Annotated in this window: 9 protein-coding genes and 1 pseudogene; 1 reads left to right on the top strand and 9 read right to left on the bottom strand. The window is 59.4% G+C overall.

Translation table 11 applies throughout. From position 1 onward, the window contains the following. Positions 1 to 18: 18 nt before the first annotated feature. The 8 genes and pseudogenes from glgB to QE435_RS11860 all read right to left on the bottom strand — a co-directional run bounded on the left by glgB (position 19) and on the right by QE435_RS11860 (position 14,999). Complete coding sequence (glgB, locus tag QE435_RS11895; protein ID WP_349041499.1) at positions 19 to 2,226, bottom strand: 1,4-alpha-glucan branching protein GlgB; 2,208 nt, start codon at positions 2,224 to 2,226, stop codon at positions 19 to 21. Then, a complete protein-coding gene (locus QE435_RS11890; protein ID WP_306934364.1) occupies positions 2,226 to 4,688 on the bottom strand; it encodes a glycogen/starch/alpha-glucan phosphorylase in 2,463 nt (820 codons plus the stop codon). The genes glgB and QE435_RS11890 overlap by 1 nt, the downstream gene beginning before the upstream one ends. 324 nt (positions 4,689 to 5,012) lie before the next feature. Further along, complete coding sequence (locus QE435_RS11885; RefSeq protein WP_349041498.1) at positions 5,013 to 6,212, bottom strand: TadE/TadG family type IV pilus assembly protein; 1,200 nt, start codon at positions 6,210 to 6,212, stop codon at positions 5,013 to 5,015. A 239-nt stretch (positions 6,213 to 6,451) separates the two neighbouring features. Continuing rightward, positions 6,452 to 6,940, bottom strand: a pseudogene (locus tag QE435_RS11880) (transglutaminase family protein); the annotation flags it as partial. 45 nt (positions 6,941 to 6,985) lie between these two features. Beyond that, on the bottom strand, positions 6,986 to 7,876 hold the full coding sequence (locus tag QE435_RS11875; protein WP_349041497.1) for a pilus assembly protein TadG-related protein: 891 nt from the start codon (positions 7,874 to 7,876) through the stop codon (positions 6,986 to 6,988). Between the two features lie 468 nt (positions 7,877 to 8,344). Then, a complete protein-coding gene (locus QE435_RS11870) occupies positions 8,345 to 9,226 on the bottom strand; it encodes a transglutaminase family protein (protein WP_349041496.1) in 882 nt (293 codons plus the stop codon). Between the two features lie 3 nt (positions 9,227 to 9,229). Next, positions 9,230 to 11,602, bottom strand: coding sequence for a circularly permuted type 2 ATP-grasp protein (locus QE435_RS11865; protein ID WP_349042846.1), 2,373 nt, complete (start codon positions 11,600 to 11,602; stop codon positions 9,230 to 9,232). A 46-nt stretch (positions 11,603 to 11,648) separates the two neighbouring features. Beyond that, positions 11,649 to 14,999, bottom strand: a complete 3,351-nt coding sequence (locus QE435_RS11860; protein WP_309771738.1) for a transglutaminase family protein — start codon at positions 14,997 to 14,999, stop codon at positions 11,649 to 11,651. Between the two features lie 289 nt (positions 15,000 to 15,288). Between QE435_RS11860 and QE435_RS11855 the strand changes: the two genes are divergently transcribed. Then, positions 15,289 to 17,034: an ABC transporter ATP-binding protein/permease gene (locus QE435_RS11855; RefSeq protein ID WP_306934360.1), complete on the top strand. Its 1,746-nt coding sequence runs from the start codon at positions 15,289 to 15,291 to the stop codon at positions 17,032 to 17,034. On the opposite strand, the gene QE435_RS11850 is transcribed toward QE435_RS11855, so the two are convergent. Next, on the bottom strand, positions 17,012 to 17,218 hold the full coding sequence (locus QE435_RS11850) for a hypothetical protein (protein ID WP_309771737.1): 207 nt from the start codon (positions 17,216 to 17,218) through the stop codon (positions 17,012 to 17,014). The genes QE435_RS11855 and QE435_RS11850 overlap by 23 nt on opposite strands. Between the last annotated feature and the right edge of the window lie 91 nt (positions 17,219 to 17,309).

Here is a 17,309-nt window from a genome sequence, read left to right as displayed (position 1 = left end):
CTGCGACGGGAAGCGAAATCAGTTCTCTAACTCCAGCATGATGACGGCGAGCGGCGGAAGTGTCAGCGTCGCACCGATGTTGCCACCGGCATCCACTGCCTGAACGCGCCCGCCATTGCCCTTGCCGGTGCCGCCATAGATCTCGGCATCGGTGTTGAGAATTTCGCGCCAGCGTCCGGCAGCCGGAAGTGGCACGTAAAAATTCTCGCGATAGACCGGCGTCAGGTTGGAGATCACCGCCACCGGCTTTTCGCCCGGTGTACGGCGCAGCCATGCCAGCACGGAATTGTCGTGATCGTCGGCCATCAGCCATTCGAAGCCTTCCGGCTCGCAGTCGCGCGCATGAAGAGCGGCCTTGGAGCGGTAGGTGAAGTTGAGATCGCGCACCAGGCGGCGCATGCCCTCATGCATGTGATATTGCAGCAGGTTCCAGTCGAGCGAGACCTTCTCGCTCCATTCGCTCCACTGGGCAAATTCCTGGCCCATGAACAGCAGCTTCTTGCCGGGATAGCCCCACATGAAGGCGTAATAGGCGCGGAGATTGGCGAATTTCTGCCAGTCGTCGCCCGGCATCTTGGCAATCATCGAGCCTTTGCCATGCACCACTTCGTCATGCGAGATCGGCAGCACGAAATTCTCGGTAAAGGCATAGAGCAGACCGAAGGTCAGTTCCTGATGGTGGAACTTGCGATGCACGGGTTCGCGGGCAAAATAGCTCAGTGTGTCGTGCATGAAGCCCATGTTCCACTTGAAGCCGAAGCCAAGTCCGCCTTCATGCACGGGCTGGGAGACCTTTGGCCAGGAGGTGGATTCTTCCGCAATGGTCATGACGCCCGGATGGTTGCCATAGACCAGCGTGTTCATCTTCTGCAGGAAGCGCACCGATTCCAGGTTCTCGCGTCCGCCATATTCATTGGGGATCCACTCGCCTTCCTTGCGGGAATAATCGAGATAGAGCATGGAGGCCACCGCATCGACGCGCAGGCCATCGAGATGGAATTTCTCCGCCCAGTAGAGCGCGTTGTTGATGAGGTAGGACATGACCTCGACGCGACCGAAATTGTAGATCGCGGTGTTCCAATCCGGGTGGAAGCCCTGGCGCGGATCGGCATGCTCATAGAGCGCGGTGCCGTCGAACCATTTCAAGCCATGCTCGTCGGTCGGGAAGTGGGCAGGCACCCAATCGAGGAGGACGCCGATGCCGACCTTGTGGGCGCCATTGACGAAGCGGGCAAAGCCTTCCGGCTCACCGAAGCGGGCGGTCGGCGCATAAAGGCCGGTGGTCTGGTAGCCCCATGAGGGGTCGTAGGGGTGTTCGGTGATGGGCAGGAATTCGATATGGGTGAAGCCCATGTCGGCGCAATAGGGGATGAGCTGGGCCGCCAGTTCGTCCCAGGTCAGCATGGAGCCGTCCTGATGCTTGCGCCAGGAGGCCGCGTGGACCTCATAGATGCTGATCGGCTGGCGACGCTGGTCGATGCTGGCCCAATGCTTGCGGTGCGCCTCGTCTTCCCATTGCTGCACGAGTTCCGGCGTGGTGACGGAGGCATTCTTCGGGCGAAGCTCGGCGCGGCGCGCATAAGGGTCGGCCTTCAGCGGCAGAAGCTCGCCATGGGCGCCGATGATTTCGAATTTGTAGGCGCAGCCGGCATAGACATCGGGTGCGAAGATTTCCCAGATGCCGGTGTCCTTGCGAAAGCGCATGACATGGCGGCGGCCATCCCAATTGTTGAAATCGCCGACGACGGAAACACGGCGCGCATTCGGCGCCCAGACGGCGAAATGGAAACCTTCGACGCCTTCAAGCTTCAGGGGATGTGCGCCCATCTTGTCGAAGAGGCGCAGATGCGACCCTTCGCGCACCAGATAATCGTCCATCGGACCCAGAACCGGGCCGAAACTATAGGGGTCGGTGACGGCCCATTCGGCATCATCGCGAAGCGCGCGATACCGCACGGGCTGGCGTTTGGAAATCGTGATCGGACCTTCGAAGAAGCCGTCGGCGTCGACGCGGGTCAATTCGCCTGCAACGTTTCCGTCTAAAGTCATCACCGTCACTTCGTCGGCGCCTGGGATAAAGCAGCGCGCCACAAGACCGCCCGGCGTCTGGTGGACGCCGAGCACTGCAAAAGGATTGGAATGCAAACCGCTCTTGATTGCCTCGATTTCGGCCGTGGGTATGGGATTGAAGGTTTTATCTTCGGCCGAATTGAGCGGTTTTTTCATCAGGCTCTCCAGATTTCGGTGGCGTATTGGCGGATCGTCCGGTCGGACGAGAACCAGCCCATGCGCGCAGTATTGCGAACGGTTTTTTCATACCAGCTGGAGGGGTTGCTCCAGATGGTGTCGACATCGCGCTGGGCTTGCGCATAGGCATCGAAATCGGCGGCAACCATGAACCAGTCATTGTTGTAGAGACCGTCCATTAGTCCGGTGAAGCGCGAGCGATCATCCGGCGAGAAGACACCGGATGCGATCGATGACACAGCCTGGGACAGTTCGACCGAATTTTCGATGATGGCGCGGGGGTTGTGGCCTTCGGCCCGGGCTTTCGCGACTTCATCGGCGGTCTTGCCGAAGATGACGATATTGTCTTCGCCGACATGCTCGAGCATCTCGACATTGGCGCCGTCGAGGGTACCGATGGTGAGCGCGCCATTGAGTGCGAATTTCATGTTGCCGGTGCCGGATGCTTCCATGCCCGCGGTGGAAATCTGCTCCGAGAGGTCGGCCGCGGGAACCATGATTTCCGCCAGCGAAACATTGTAATTCGGAACAAATACCACTTTCAGAAGCCCACGCACTGCCGGATCGTTATTGATGACGCGGGCGATATCGTTGGCGAGCTTAATGATAAGCTTGGCGTTGTGATAACTCGGCGCGGCCTTACCGGCAAAGAACTTAACGCGTGGAACCCAATCGAGTTCCGGGTGAGAACGAATTTGGTCGTATAGAGCAACCGCCTCGATCAGATTGAGGAGTTGGCGCTTATATTCGTGAATGCGCTTGATCTGGATATCGAAGAGCGCGGACGGGTCGACGCGGATGCCCATGCGCTGCGCGATGGTGCTGGCAAGGCGCACCTTGTTCTGCCGCTTGATCTCGGCAAACTTGTCGCGGAAGCTGGAATCTTCGGCGAAACGGTCGAGATCGAGAAGTTTCTCGGCATCGTCCATGAAAGCGTCGCCAATCGCGTCGCGGATCAGGCTTGTCAGGCCTGGGTTGCACTGCATCAGCCAGCGGCGGGGGGTAATGCCGTTGGTCTTGTTGTTGATGCGGCTTGGAAACAGCATGTGCAGGTCGGAGAAGACCGTTTCCTTCATCAACTCGGTATGAAGTGCCGACACGCCGTTGATGGAGTGCGAGCCGATAAAGGCGAGGTTGCCCATGCGCACCCGGCGCTCGCCGCCTTCGTCGATCAGCGAAATCGAGCGGATCTGACCGTCCGTCAGCTTCTTTTCCTTGCGAGCGAAGATCAGGGTGTTGGCATTGATCGCGTAGATGATCTGCATGTGGCGCGGGAGAAGCCGCTCGAGCAGCGGCACCGGCCAGCTTTCTAGCGCCTCGGGCAAAAGCGTGTGGTTGGTGTAGGAGAAGGTGCCGCGCGTGATCGTCCAGGCCTGTTCGAAATCCAGGCCATGCACGTCGCACAGAAGGCGCATCAGCTCGGCGATGGAGATGGCCGGATGCGTATCGTTGAGCTGGATGGAGACCTTGTCCGGTAGATTGGTGAAATCCGGATATTGCTGCAGGTGACGGCGCAGAATGTCCTGAAGCGAGGCGGACGAGAAGAAATATTCCTGGCGCAGGCGCAGTTCCTGGCCGGCCGGGTTGGCATCCGCCGGGTAGAGGACGCGGGTCAGTGCTTCGGCCTTGTTGCTTTCGCGCAGCGCGCCGATGTGGTCGCCGGCATTGAAGGCGTCGAGCAGGATCGGGTCGATCGGCTGGGCCGACCAGAGGCGCAGCGTATTGACGCGGGTGCCGCGCCAGCCGACGACGGGCGTATCATAGGCCATGGCAATCATGCGCTCGGCAGGCTTCCAGAGGAAGCGCTGCGGCTCTTCATAGCCACCGATCGTGTCCACCGAGCCGCCGAAGCCGATTTCATAGGCGCTTTCGCGCCGCTCGAATTCCCAGGGGTTGCCATGGGCAAGCCAGGTCTCTGGTAGTTCCACTTGCCAGCCATCGGCCATCTGCTGGCGGAACAGGCCATGGACATAACGGATGCCATAGCCATAGGCGGCGATATCGACAGTGGCCATGGATTCCATGAAGCAGGCGGCGAGACGGCCAAGGCCGCCATTGCCAAGGGCTGCATCCGGCTCCAACGCGGCGATCACGTCGAACTCGACGCCAAGCGAGGTCAGCGCCTGGCGGATTTCTTCCATGAGTTCGAGATTGGAAATCGCGTCGCGCATCAGCCGGCCGATGAGGAATTCCAGCGACAGATAATAGACCCGCTTGGAATCGTTCTGATAGGCCTTGCGGGTGGATTCCATCCACTTGTCGATGATGCGGTCGCGAACGACGAGAATGGTGGCCGTCAACCAGTCATGTGGCTTTGCCACCTTTACATCCTTGCCGATGCGGTAGGTCAGGCGCTCGATGATTTCGGAGGCAAGCACATCCGGTTCGGAACTGCGCGGGGCGGGGCGAGGAAGATCGTTGGTGGCGAGTTTATTGATCATGGGTCGTCAGCACCTTGATGGGAGGAGAGGGCCTGATGTCGTCTGTCGATCAAAGCGCGTTGCGATCCTTGGGAGCGGTTCGTCACGCTTTCGATCCTTTCATTGTCACATGTCGCGATCGCAAATTGCCCTGCGGTTACACGACATGCTGCACTGCTTCGATTGCAGTTTATGCATCGATAAGCGGCTGTGGCAACAGCCCTTTTTGCAAGAGAAGCGATTGCCTAGAAAGGGGCCAGAGCGGTGGCAAAAACGCTCTTGGAAAAGGCAAAAAGCGCGCAGCTTTCGCCACGCGCTTTGCAAATTTATCGAGTGGATCGGATGTCAGTTCGTCAGGCGGGTGGGGACACTCGCGGCCTTGCGGGCGATCTCGCCGAAGGCTGAGACGATCTCTTCCATATTATCCGGCTCGAAGTAATTGTCCGGGCTGCTGGCACAATATTTCAGCAGAGACTTGCCCTTGTCCGGTGCCATGAAGGCCACGGTGAAGATCTTGATGCCATCGGCCTTGATCGAAGAGCAAATGGAACGCACCTGTCCGTCGATGGTCGAGCTGCTCATTTCACCATCGGTCATCAACAAGATATAGCGCTCAAACATCTTGTTACCCTTGCTGTCATGCTGCGAGCGCTCGTTCGGATTGGCGCTCTTGAGCGCATCGAAGGCGATCGTCAATGAAGGGTAGGCGTTGGTGCCTCCCGTTGGTACCTGAGGAATGGAGTCGACATAGTTCTTGGCGGCCGAGGTGCCCCAGTCGAGCTTCTGAGCAGGGAAGGTCTCCGAATTATAAGCTACGGCGCCGGTGCGGATGAGTTCCGATTCCGGGTGGGCTTTCTCTTTATAGGACGGATCCGCCTTGTTGAGCGTGTCCACCAGATAGGAGACGGCTGCCTGCAGCGACGCCATCTTCTTGACGTAGCAGGGCGTGGTGAAGGCCACTTTCGGCCAGGATTTTTCCGTATAATTGTCGCAGTACTTCTTTGACTTATCGAGTGTATCGGTGATGAAGGACATAGAGCCGGAGCGATCGAGGATCAGATAGAGGGAGAGAGCAGCACCCTTGCTGAAGCTGCTTTCGGCCGTGCTGCTGACGGAGATCGTGACGGTATCGACACCGATGAAGCCGATCAGCGGATTGAGAGGCACCTGACGGCTGACCGAGCCGGAAATCTTGAAGCTTGTCCCCTTTTTATTGTCGTTACGGCTCGCAGTCACATCGATTTTGGCTTTGTCTTCCTCTGAGTCTTTGTCATCCTTGCCCTTCATATAATCTTCGACAAACTTCTTGACCTCGTCCGCATACTCCTGATCGGTCTTGCGACCCTCATCAAGACGAGCATGTGTTGCTGCTGCGAGCGTAGCGCTGTCGAGCGCGGTCTGCATGTCGTTTCTCACCTGCATGACGCGTGTTGCTTCCATGCCGGCACCGGCCGCACCGAAGAGCAGCGGCAGGCCAAGTGCTGTCAGAATTGCGAAATTACCACGCTTGTCGGCGAGTAAAGTTTTAAATGCCCGTGCAATCATCGTTCGGCCATCCCCCAGACTACCGCCTTGATCTATAAAGGCACAGCCTTACTGCCGCTTTATTGATGCTTCCCTAATTCAGTGAATTTGGTTTGAGTTAAAAAGGCATTTTATCTGAAAATAATTATGATTTTGACGCTTTTTGCCTGCAGTTTTTCTGTTTCATGAAACTCTTGATTGCAGATCTTGTAGCGTTTACCCCTTTGCGAGGAAACGTTACAAGCGGATCCTAAGGGCGATCAACTGACCGGAACGACGTCGACCGCCTGCGTGATCTTCTGGTTGCCGTAATTTTTCAACACGCCGATGACAGGCGCCACATCGGCATAGTCGCGGCCGTAGCCGACGACGATGTGGTCGCCGCCGGCAACGATGTCGTTGGTGGGGTCGAGCTCGATATAGCCGTCCGCTTCGCCGCACCACACGCGCACCCAGGCATGCATGGCGTCGGCGCCCTCCAGCCGCTCCTTGCCGGGTGGGGGAATGGTGCGCAGGAAGCCGCTGACATAGCCGGCCGGAATGCCGAGGCTGCGCAGTGCCGAAATCATGATGTGGGAGAAATCCTGGCAGACCCCGCGCTTCAGCTTGAAGGCCTGACCCGGTGTCGTATCCACCGTCATGCCGGGCTTTGCCGTCTCGCGGGCATAGGCCGCAATCGCCGAATCTTCACTGATGCGCGGACTTGCCGCTGCCAGATGGTGGGGGCACTGCCTCGATAGCGTCCGAACCGCCAGAACTGTCTCTACAGTTCCTCAAGGGTGAGAGTGTTCCACTCACTTCGTCAGACGGACGAACTTGCCATTAGGGGCGCATGTCGTGGTGACGGTGTAGAAAAAGTCCTGACGTGCGAAGCCGCCGCCGTCTTCCCAGGCGTGATTGGTGGTTTTGTCGCAGACGAGAATGGATGAGAGCGGGCTTTCCACCCCTTTAGGAAGCTGCTTTCCTTCCACAAAGAGATAGTAGCTCGTGGACGGTTCGTCCGTGCGCAGGACGAGATTGTATCGCGCGTCTGCCGGGTCGTCGCTCAGACTGCATTTCACGGCTAATCCGACGACAGTTGCTCTTTGCCCTATTGCGCATCCGTCATATTTGATGTCCATCTGAAGCACGAGCTTGGTGTATTTGCCGAGATCGAATGTCTGTGTGGGCCGGACGGTCATGATCCCCTGACCGCCATTGTCATGGGTCGTCGGCTGATAGTCGATCGTTCCCAGAATGGTCTCGACCGTACTTCCCGGTCTTACAACCCGCACCGTGACTTTCTTGTAGTAGTATCCTTGCGATTTATTCGGCTTGAAGTTGATGGTCTTCGGTTTCATGGGAGCGATCGCTTCCGATCTGGTACTGAGATCGATAGTGGCGATCCCCGCCATTTGCATGAAGCTGTTGTCGTGCTTGCTCTCGATCGTCACCTGGATCGTCTGGCCGACCATCTTCACATCGAAACTCGTGCCCGCTCTAAGGCGACCTTTCTCGGCTTCCACGAACTGCCTAGCCGTGGCGATCGAGGCAGCCGAGTTTGTCCCGTCATAGATCGCGCCACCCGCAAGAGCCGCGCTATCGCCAATGTTTTGAATGACTTCCTTCTCCTTGTGAGCCATGGCAAGGTCGATTACGCTGCCCGCCGCATAGAAAAGCGGGATCGCGATGATGGCTGTCATCATCGCGAAATTGCCTTGCCGATTTGCAAGAAGCGCCCTGATCAATCTCATTGCCTAGCCCAACAATCCGTGTCACCGCCTGCGAGTTTACCTCGGCTTCATGGACAATCAGGTAATGGGGATTGCCGGATTTTAAGTAAATTGCGCGCAATGGGCTGGTTGCGCGAGGATATCTACCCTTTAAAGCGTGTCGCGATCTCTTAGATTCGCGCTTTAAGCTTGAGGTCGTTGTTTTGTCGCATGCCGTTATCGCAAAACCGGTGACCACTTTTGCACGACATGCTTGTCTTATGACTATTCTTTCTTCTTGTGAGAAAAAGAAGCGCCGGCTCGGGTAGGGACCCTTGCCGGCGATGGGGGATGGATCGAAGACACGCGGGCCACCATTTTGAATACCGGGCCGAGCTAAAGTTTGATCACCCCCATCTTTCCAATCGTCCTGAACGGATAGCTTTAGCGTTCGTTACCGCCTCATGCCTTAACCGGAACGACGTCGACCGCTTGCGTGATCTTCTGGTTGCCGTAGCTTTTCAACACGCCGATGACGGGGGCGACATCGGCATAGTCGCGGCCGTAGCCGACGACGATGTGGTCGCCGCCGGCAACGATGTCGTTGGTGGGGTCGAGCTCGATATAGCCGTCCGCTTCGCCGCACCACACGCGCACCCAGGCATGCATGGCGTCTGCGCCCTCCAGCCGCTCCTTGCCGGGTGGGGGAATGGTGCGCAGGAAGCCGCTGACATAGCCGGCCGGAATGCCGAGGCTGCGCAGTGCCGAAATCATGATGTGGGAGAAATCCTGGCAGACCCCGCGCTTCAGCTTGAAGGCCTGGCCCGGTGTCGTATCCACCGTCGTGGCTTCGCCATCATATTTGAAATCCTTGTAGATGCGCTTGCACAGCGCGAAGGCGATTTCGCGCACCGTCATGCCGGGCTTTGCCGTCTCGCGGGCATAGGCCGCAATCGCCGCATCTTCACCGATGCGCGGACTTGCCCCTGCCAGATGGTGGGGGGCCTGCGGGTCGAGCGAGTTGATGCTGGAAAGCTCGGCCTGGAGCTTATCGAGTTGCGGGGAGAGATCGGCCGTCAGCGACGGGCTATCCACCTGAACACGGGCCTGCATGCGGATGTCGAGCTTGTCATGCGGAGCTCTGAGATAGATCGAGGTGGCGCTCTGGTGAAAGAAATCGTTGAAGACGGTGCGCTCTTCGGGCACCGGCGAGACGGTGAGAGCGGAGGCGACGAGCCTCTGTCTGTCTGGAATCGAGAGTGGGGTGACACGGATGATGTGGCGTGCGCCGGACGCCAGCGTGTCGTAGAGATAGCCCATATGCAGCGAGAGATCGTAAAGCATCGACTATCCGAGATAGGTTTGCGCGAGAATATCGGAAAGCCGTTCGAGATCCTTCTCCAACTGGCGGAAGACATCGCCGGAGAGATTTTCCGAGGTCATGACCGCCAGGGTGGAATGAATGCGCATCGCCTCCCGGTAGAAAGGCGACATCTGGCCGTTGACGAAGGCGTTGGGCAATTGCTCCACCTCGGCACGGATTTCATTCAGCTGGAAGAGGATGGAGCGCGGGTTGAGCGGATCGAGCGCCAGAAGATCCATGACGGTCAGTGCGGCGGTATTCACATTGTAACGGCGCCGGTGGGTCATGACGCTGTCGCCGATTTCGAGCAGCATGTCGAAGGAGCCATCCGGCGCGTCGGGCCCGCCCATATGGGCCAGGAGCCGCGTCATGTGCAGGCCGCGCTCCAGATAGCGACCGATGGCCAGGAAGCGCCAGCCGGTGAAGCGATACATGTTTTCATGCACCAGACCGGCAAAGCCCGCGACCTTGCGCAACAGAATGGTCATGGCATGGGTGGCGTCATCACCTGCATGAATCTTGCTCTGGAAGCGGCGCGCGGTCTTTGCCAGATCGTTCAGCGCCAGCCAGCCATCCGGCGAGAAACGGTCGCGAATGTTGCTGGCGGAATAGATGGAGCTGTTGATATTGGCGATCAGGCTGGAAGGGATGGCCTCTTCCACGTCGATATCGACGGTTTCCAGATAGTCCGTGACATGGGCGAGCAGCGGCTGCTTCGGATCGGCGGATTCGGCATAGCGTGCATGCCAGGCGCGCAGGATCCGCAGCGCCCCTTCGGACCGCTCGATATAACGGCCAAGCCAGAAGAGATTATCAGCCGCACGGCTTGGCAAGCTGCCCGGCATATTGCGGATGAAGTTTTCCTCCGGCGGCAGAAGCGTGGTGCGCTCCACCGGCTTGTCGCTGACGATCCAGACGTCGGCCGCGCGGCCACCAGCCTGCATGGCGATGGCGGCGACATCGTTGCTGCGACCGATGCGGGCAAAGCCGCCCGGCATCACCTGCCAGCCATCCTGGGTTCTGGCGACGAAGACGCGAAGGCTCATGGGCCGTGGCACCAGCTTGCCGTCGACGAAAGCGGGCGTGGTGGAAAGTGTCACGACTTCCTGACCGACGAGCTTGTGGCCGTCGGTTGCCAACCAGTCGCTGATCGAATCCTTGGCGGTTTCGCGCAAGGTGGAGCCGAGCACAGACTGGCCGTTATCGTCGAAGAAGGGCAGCCGCGAATAGGCGGGGCCGATGACCATGCGCTCTATATTGCGGGCCACCTGCTCACGCTCGGTCGGCTGACCGCACCACCATGTGGCGATCGATGGCATGGCAAGATCTTCGCCAAGGATATGGCGACAGATGGCGGGCATGAAGGCGAGCAGAGCGCGGGTTTCAAGAATGCCGCTGCCGAGCGCATTGACCATGTTGAGCGAACCGGCGCGCAGCGCCTGCACCATGCCGGGCGTTCCGATATGGGAGTTCTGGTCGAGTTCCAGCGGATCGGCATAGGATGCATCGAGACGCCGCCACAAGACGCCGACGGGTTTGAGACCGGCAACGGTGCGCACCATGACGCGGTTATTGACGACCGTCAGGTCTTCGCCTTCCAGCAGCATGAAGCCGAGATAGCGGGCGATATAGGCATGTTCGAAATAGGTTTCGCTGGCAGGGCCAGGCGTCAGGACCGCGATGCGGTCATCCACATGCTGCCGGTGCGATTGCAACGTATCGCGAAACGCGCCGAAGAAGGAGGCGAGGCGATGGACATGTGCCTCGGCATAGATATCGGAAAAGGCACGCGTGGTCGCCACGCGGTTTTCCAGTGCGAAGCCCGCGCCGGAGGGAGCCTGCGCACGGTCTGCCAGAACCCACCAGTTGCCATCCGGCCCGCGTCCGATCTCGAAGGAGCAGAAGTGCAGGTAATGGCCGCTCGCGGGTTTGACGCCCACCATGGGGCGCAGAAACTCCGGGTTGGAGGCAATCAGCGCTGGCGGCACGTATCCCTGCTGCACCAGGCGGCCTTCGCCATAGATATCGGCGACCACCGCTTCGAGAAGATTGGCGCGCTGGATCAGACCCTTGGAGACGACTTGCCATTCAGCATCGTCGATCAGCACCGGCACGTGAGAGATCGGCCAGTTGCGTTCGCTGCTGCCGCCGCCGCTTTGCGCGCTGTAATCGCGGTAGAAGACGCCAGCATCGCGCAGATAACGGTCGGTACGCGAGAAGCGGTCGTGCAACTCGCGCTCGTCCATGCGCGAAAGCGCATTGACGAAGGGCTGCCAGACGGGACGGATATGTCCATCTATGTCGAGCATTTCATCGGCAACACCCGGCAGCGCGCGATAAGCCAGCATGGAGCCCATGCCGGTTTCTCCGGTCTTGCGTTCCGTTGCCGGTGTCTTCGCCACCTTATACTCCTTGCGGGCGTCGCAGATCGAGTGTCAACGGAAATTCCGGCGACACGGCTTCTGGCCACAGTGTGAACTGGCCGCCCGTATGGCCCCACGGCTCGAAACGGGCAAGACGCCGCGCTTCCGCCTCGTTTCCATTGACGGGAAAGGTGTCATAGTTTCGCCCGCCCGGATGGGCAACATGATAGATGCAGCCGCCGATCGAACGGTTCGACCATGTATCATAAATATCAAATGTCAAAGGCGTGTTGACCGGCAAGGCAGGATGCAGGCCGGCCGCTGGCTGCCACGCCTTGAAGCGCACGCCCGCGACCGAGACGCCGGAGGTTTCCGTTTGCTTCAACGGCACGGCGCGGCCATTGCAGGAGACGGTATAGCGGCTGGGATTGGTCGTTTCGAGGCGAACCTGAAGGCGCTCGACGGAGGAATCCACATAGCGCACCGTGCCGCCAATGGCGCCCTGTTCGCCCATCACATGCCATGGCTCAAGCGCCTGGCGCAGTTCAAGCTTCGAGCCCTCATATTCCACCTCGCCGAAGAAGGGGAAGCGGAATTCAAGCTGGGCGGCAAACCATTCCGGTTTCAGATCGAAGCCGTGCTGGCGAAGATCGGCCAGAACATCGAGGAAATCCGCCCAGACATAATGCGGCAGCATGAAGCGGTCGGCAAGGCTCGTGCCCCAACGGACGAACTTGCCGCCGATCGGGTTCTGCCAGAAGCGGGCGATCAGCGCGCGCACCAGCAGTTGTTGGGCAAGCGACATACGCGCATTCGGCGGCATCTCGAAGCCGCGGAACTCCACAAGACCAAGGCGACCCGTCGGGCCATCCGGCGAGAACAGCTTGTCGATGCAGATTTCGGAGCGGTGGGTGTTGCCGGTGACATCGACGAGCAGATTGCGGAACAGGCGATCGACCAGCCAGGGCAAGGGGGGCGCGCCTTCGCCCGGAGCCGGCACCTGCGCCATGGCGATTTCCAGCTCGTACATGCTGTCATGACGCGCCTCGTCGATACGCGGCGCCTGGCTGGTGGGGCCAATGAAGAGACCGGAGAAGAGATAGGAGAGCGAGGGGTGGCGCTGCCAATGCAGCACGAGGCTCTTCAGCAGATCGGGACGACGCAGGAACGGGCTGTCATTGGGGTTTGCCCCGCCGACGACCACATGGTTGCCGCCGCCGGTGCCGGTGTGGCGACCGTCGATCATGAACTTGTCGGCGCCCAACCGCGACTGGCGGGCATCCTCATAGATAGCGGTGGTAATATCGACGCATTCCTTCCAGCTTGCGGCCGGATGGATGTTGACCTCGATGACGCCAGGATCGGGGGCGACGCGAATGACGTTCATCCGCTCGTCATGCGGCGGCGCATAGCCTTCGATATGGACGGGCAGGCCGAGATCGGTGGCGGCAGCCTCGGCGGATGCGATGAGATCGAGATAATCCTCGATGCGTTCGACCGGCGGCATGAAGACGCAGAGCCTGCCATCGCGTGCTTCGACGGAAAGCGCGGTGCGCACCGTGCCGGCAATATCGCTGATCACTTGCTCGTTGCGGCCGGGATTGGGCGCATCGCCCGCCTGGAACGAGGCTTCCGGCATACTGCGTGCCGAAGGCGATGGGGCATGGGCCGAAGGCGGCAAGGCATCCGGCAGCGGGCCGCGCGGGATGGAGGGATCTGCCTCGTGAATATAAGGGAAGGCCGACGGCGGAATATAGGGGAGCGTTCCAAGCGGCAGGCGGTAACCGACGGCGCTATCGCCCGGCACCAGGAAGATCTTGCCGCGCCGTGTCTTCCACCGCTCGCTGACCCAGCGCCTCTGACCGGAGCTTTGTGCGTTCCATGCCTGGACGGGCAGAATATAGCCGGTCGGTTCCGTCAGGCCGCGTTCGAAGACGCGGGCGATGCGGTTGCGCTCTTCCGGGTCCTTGAGTTTGGAGTTGGACGGATCGACATTGTCGGGAAGGTTGGCTTCCTTGATCAGCCATTCCGCCGGATCTTCATAGGCCGGCAACACCAGATCGGGCTCTATGCCGAGATGGCCGGCAATGGAGGTGAGAAGCCGATTGGCATCCGGGGAGCTGACGCCGGTATCGTGCCCTTCCTGGGCCACCAGATCTGCATTGCGCCAGACCGGCTTGCCATCTTTGCGCCAATAGAGCGAGAAGGTCCAGCGCGGCAGGCTCTCGCCCGGATACCACTTGCCCTGACCGTAATGCAGGAAGCCATTCGGCGCGAAGCGCTCACGCAGCTTGCGAATCAGAATATCGGCCTTCTGCCGCTTGGTGGGCCCGACCGCACCGGTGTTCCATTCTTCGGATTCGAAATCGTCGATGGAAACGAAAGTCGGCTCGCCGCCCATGGTGAGGCGCACGTCCTGCGCCTTCAGCACCCGATCCACCGTCTCACCCAGCGCATCCAGCTGTTCCCAGCTTTCATCCGAAAAGGGCTTGGTGATGCGCGGATGTTCGGCAACACGGGAGACCTTCATGTCGAAGGCGAATTCCGTATTGGCCTGGCCGAAATAACCGCCGGAAATAGGCGCTGCGTTGCGATAATGCGGTGTGGCGGACAACGGAATATGGCTTTCGCCGGTCAGAAGCCCCGATGTCGGGTCGAAACCGACCCATCCGGCACCCGGCAGATAGACCTCCGCCCAGGCGTGAAGATCGGTGAAATCCACCTCCGTGCCGGACGGACCGTCCAGCGCCTTCAGATCCGGTGCCAGCTGGATGAGGTAGCCGGAGACGAAGCGTGCGGCAAGGCCAAGGCGGCGCAGCACCTGGACCAGCAGCCAGCTGGTATCGCGGCAGGAGCCCTTTCCAGAAGCGAGCGTTTCTTCCGGCGTCTGCACGCCCGGCTCCATGCGGATGACATAGCCGATTTCCTGCTGAAGCCGTGCATTGATGCCGACCACCATATCGACCGTCGTCTGGCCCGGGGTCTTGTCGATGGTGGCCATCAGCGCATCGAACAGCGGTCCCGTTTCCTCCGGCGTCCTGTAGATCGAAAGATCGTCCTTCAGCGTGTCCGGATAATCGAAAGGCCATTTGGTGGCGCTTTCCTCGACGAAGAAATCGAAGGGATTATAGACCGTCATATCCGCAACGAGATCGACCTCGATCTTGAACTCGGTGACCGGATCGGGAAAGACGAATCGGGCCTGGAAGTTGCCGTAGGGATCCTGCTGCAGATTGACGAAATGATTGGCGGGCGTGACCTTCAGCGAGTGGCTGATGACCTTGGTGCGCGAATGCGGCGCCGGTTTCAGTCTGATAATCTGGGGTCCAAGGCGGACCGGCCGGTCATATTTGTAATGCGTCAGATGATAGATGCTCGCCTTGATCGACATGTATAACCTTATTTACCGGCATTTGCGGATTGTTCCGCCCCCTCTGTTGCATCGACTTTGTGCAATGCACGCGAATAAAGCAAGGAACATTTCGGCGCTGTCGCGCATTCGTCGCCGCGGGATCTGAAAGGGCGCGTCAGGGGTGTCCGTGGGGTTATGTGGACAAGTATCGGCTTAGTGATATTGCTGTCATCGCAAGGGCGGAGACTTCATCTCTGTCAGCCTGCGCGATTCTACGATTTTAGAAAGTGGCAATGAGTTGAAAACGCAAGGAAATTCTCCGGAGGAGATGGCTGCTTACGCGCGCTTCGATCTCAATTTCAGAGCGCAGATGCGGATGATGGGCAGTGCCTTCTGGACATCTCCGGTGCGAGGACGGCTGATCCTTCTGGCCTGCGGCCTACTGACCATTATCCTTGTCACAGCCTATGGCCAGGTGAGGCTGAACGAATGGAACGCGCCCTTTTATAATTCGCTCGAGCGGCGCGATCTCGGTGCCTTCCTCCATCAGTTGGAAGTCTTCACCATCATCGCCGGGTGCCTGCTGCTTCTCAACGTCTTCCAGACATGGCTGAACCAGATGACGGCGCTGAGCATGCGCGAGGGGCTGGCCAAGGACATGGTGGAGCAGTGGCTGAAGCCCGGCCGCGCCGCCAAGCTTGCAAGCTTCGGCACCATTTCCATCAACCCCGATCAGCGCCTGCATGAGGATGTGCGCAACCTGGCCGAAAGCAGCACGGCACTTGCCATTGGTCTCGTCAACGCCACCATTATTCTCGTCAGCTTCATTGGCGTTCTCTGGGGGCTCTCGGCCGGCTTTGCCATCGAGATCGGCGGCAAGATGGTGGCGATTCCGGGCTATATGGTTTGGGCGGCACTTCTCTATGCGGGATCGGCCTCGCTGCTTTCCAACATTGTCGGCTACCGGCTGGTGCCGCTCAACGCCGAGCGCTATTCTAAAGAAGCGGAGCTGCGCTTCTCATTGATGCGGGCGAGCGAAAATCTGACGGCCATCACCCTTTCGCGCGGCGAGAAGAACGAGCGGCACCGCATCCGCCAGGATATCGACGCGGTGCTTGCCGTGATTCGGGGGCTCGCCATGGGGCTGACGCATCTGACCTGGGTGTCTGCCGGTTACGGCTGGCTTGCCATCGTCGCGCCGATCCTGATCGCGGCGCCCGTCTACTTCTCCGGCAACCTGACCTTCGGCGGGCTGATGATGGCGGTGGGCGCCTTCAACCAGGTGAATACGGCGCTGCGCTGGTATATCGAAAATTTCGGCCCGATTGCCAGCTGGAAGGCGACGCTGCAACGCGTGTCGATCTTCCGCAACGCCCTGATCCAGATGGACAGCATCGAGCGGCACGAGAACGCCATCGAGCTCGATCGCTCCGCAACCGAGATCGTGCGGCTGTCATCCGTGGAAATCAGCCCGGAAGCCGGGGGCAAGGATATGACGCGCAGTTTCAAGCTGCGTGAGGCCCCTGTCGAGATCACCGTTGGCGAGAGGGTGATGATCGACGCAGAGCATGGTGTGAACCGGCGGCTGTTCTTTGCGGCGATTGCCGGGCTGTGGCCTTGGGGAAGCGGCAAGATCACCATGCCGCCGCGCGAGGAGACGCTGTTCATTGCCCAGCACGGCTATATGCCGGCGGCGCCATTGCGCGAAATTCTCTCCTATCCGCGTGCGCCGCAGAAATTCACCGAAGAAGAGTTTCTGGCCGCCATGGAAGCCTGCGGCCTTGGCCACATCATTCCGCGGATGAACGACAATATTCGCTGGGACCAGAAGTTCGATTCCGACGAACAGGCCTGTATTCGGGTCGCCAATGCGCTGCTGTTGAAGCCGCGCTGGCTTTTCATCGACGATCTGCTGGAAGGTCTGGAGAAGCACACCATCGACCGGCTGGTGGAGGTGCTGAGCGGCATGAAGGATACTGCCGTGGTCTATATCGGCCGCTCGGACGCGGTGATGCAGGTGCTGTCACCGCGCGTTCTGCATCTAGATCTGGTTACGACCGCGCGAGCTGAATAGAGCGCATGTCTTCCATGACGACCGGGGAGCGGGTTTCGATCCGCCCTCCATTCGGTGTCTGTGTTTCGAAGCGAAGCATGAAAGGTGCCGTCACCGCAATCGACACGATGGCCAGCAACGCGACCACGATCAGGCGGTCGTAATGCCTCTGTTTGATGTCATTCCCACTCCAGTCATATGCCATTTTCGAGCCTCGCCCTGCATCTGGAAGTATATGAAATTAACCTAATGAATTAAGAAGCTGAGCCGTTATAGTTAATGAAACCTTAGCGAAG

The sequence above is a fragment of the Agrobacterium sp. SORGH_AS 787 genome (assembly GCF_030819035.1).
GTDB lineage: Bacteria > Pseudomonadota > Alphaproteobacteria > Rhizobiales > Rhizobiaceae > Agrobacterium > Agrobacterium larrymoorei_B.
This window is presented reverse-complemented; position numbering and strand designations above follow the sequence as displayed.

Excerpts from the sequence above, each read along its gene's own strand:
- glgB (WP_349041499.1), bottom strand. The coding sequence starts at position 2,226 with ATGAAAAAACCGCTCAATTCGGCCGAAGATAAAACCTTCAATCCCATA.
- QE435_RS11890 (WP_306934364.1), bottom strand. The coding sequence starts at position 4,688 with ATGATCAATAAACTCGCCACCAACGATCTTCCTCGCCCCGCCCCGCGC.
- QE435_RS11885 (WP_349041498.1), bottom strand. The coding sequence starts at position 6,212 with ATGATTGCACGGGCATTTAAAACTTTACTCGCCGACAAGCGTGGTAAT.
- QE435_RS11875 (WP_349041497.1), bottom strand. The coding sequence starts at position 7,876 with ATGATGACAGCCATCATCGCGATCCCGCTTTTCTATGCGGCGGGCAGC.
- QE435_RS11870 (WP_349041496.1), bottom strand. The coding sequence starts at position 9,226 with ATGCTTTACGATCTCTCGCTGCATATGGGCTATCTCTACGACACGCTG.
- QE435_RS11865 (WP_349042846.1), bottom strand. The coding sequence starts at position 11,602 with ATGGGCTCCATGCTGGCTTATCGCGCGCTGCCGGGTGTTGCCGATGAA.
- QE435_RS11860 (WP_309771738.1), bottom strand. The coding sequence starts at position 14,999 with ATGTCGATCAAGGCGAGCATCTATCATCTGACGCATTACAAATATGAC.
- QE435_RS11855 (WP_306934360.1), top strand. The coding sequence starts at position 15,289 with ATGGCTGCTTACGCGCGCTTCGATCTCAATTTCAGAGCGCAGATGCGG.
- QE435_RS11850 (WP_309771737.1), bottom strand. The coding sequence starts at position 17,218 with ATGGCATATGACTGGAGTGGGAATGACATCAAACAGAGGCATTACGAC.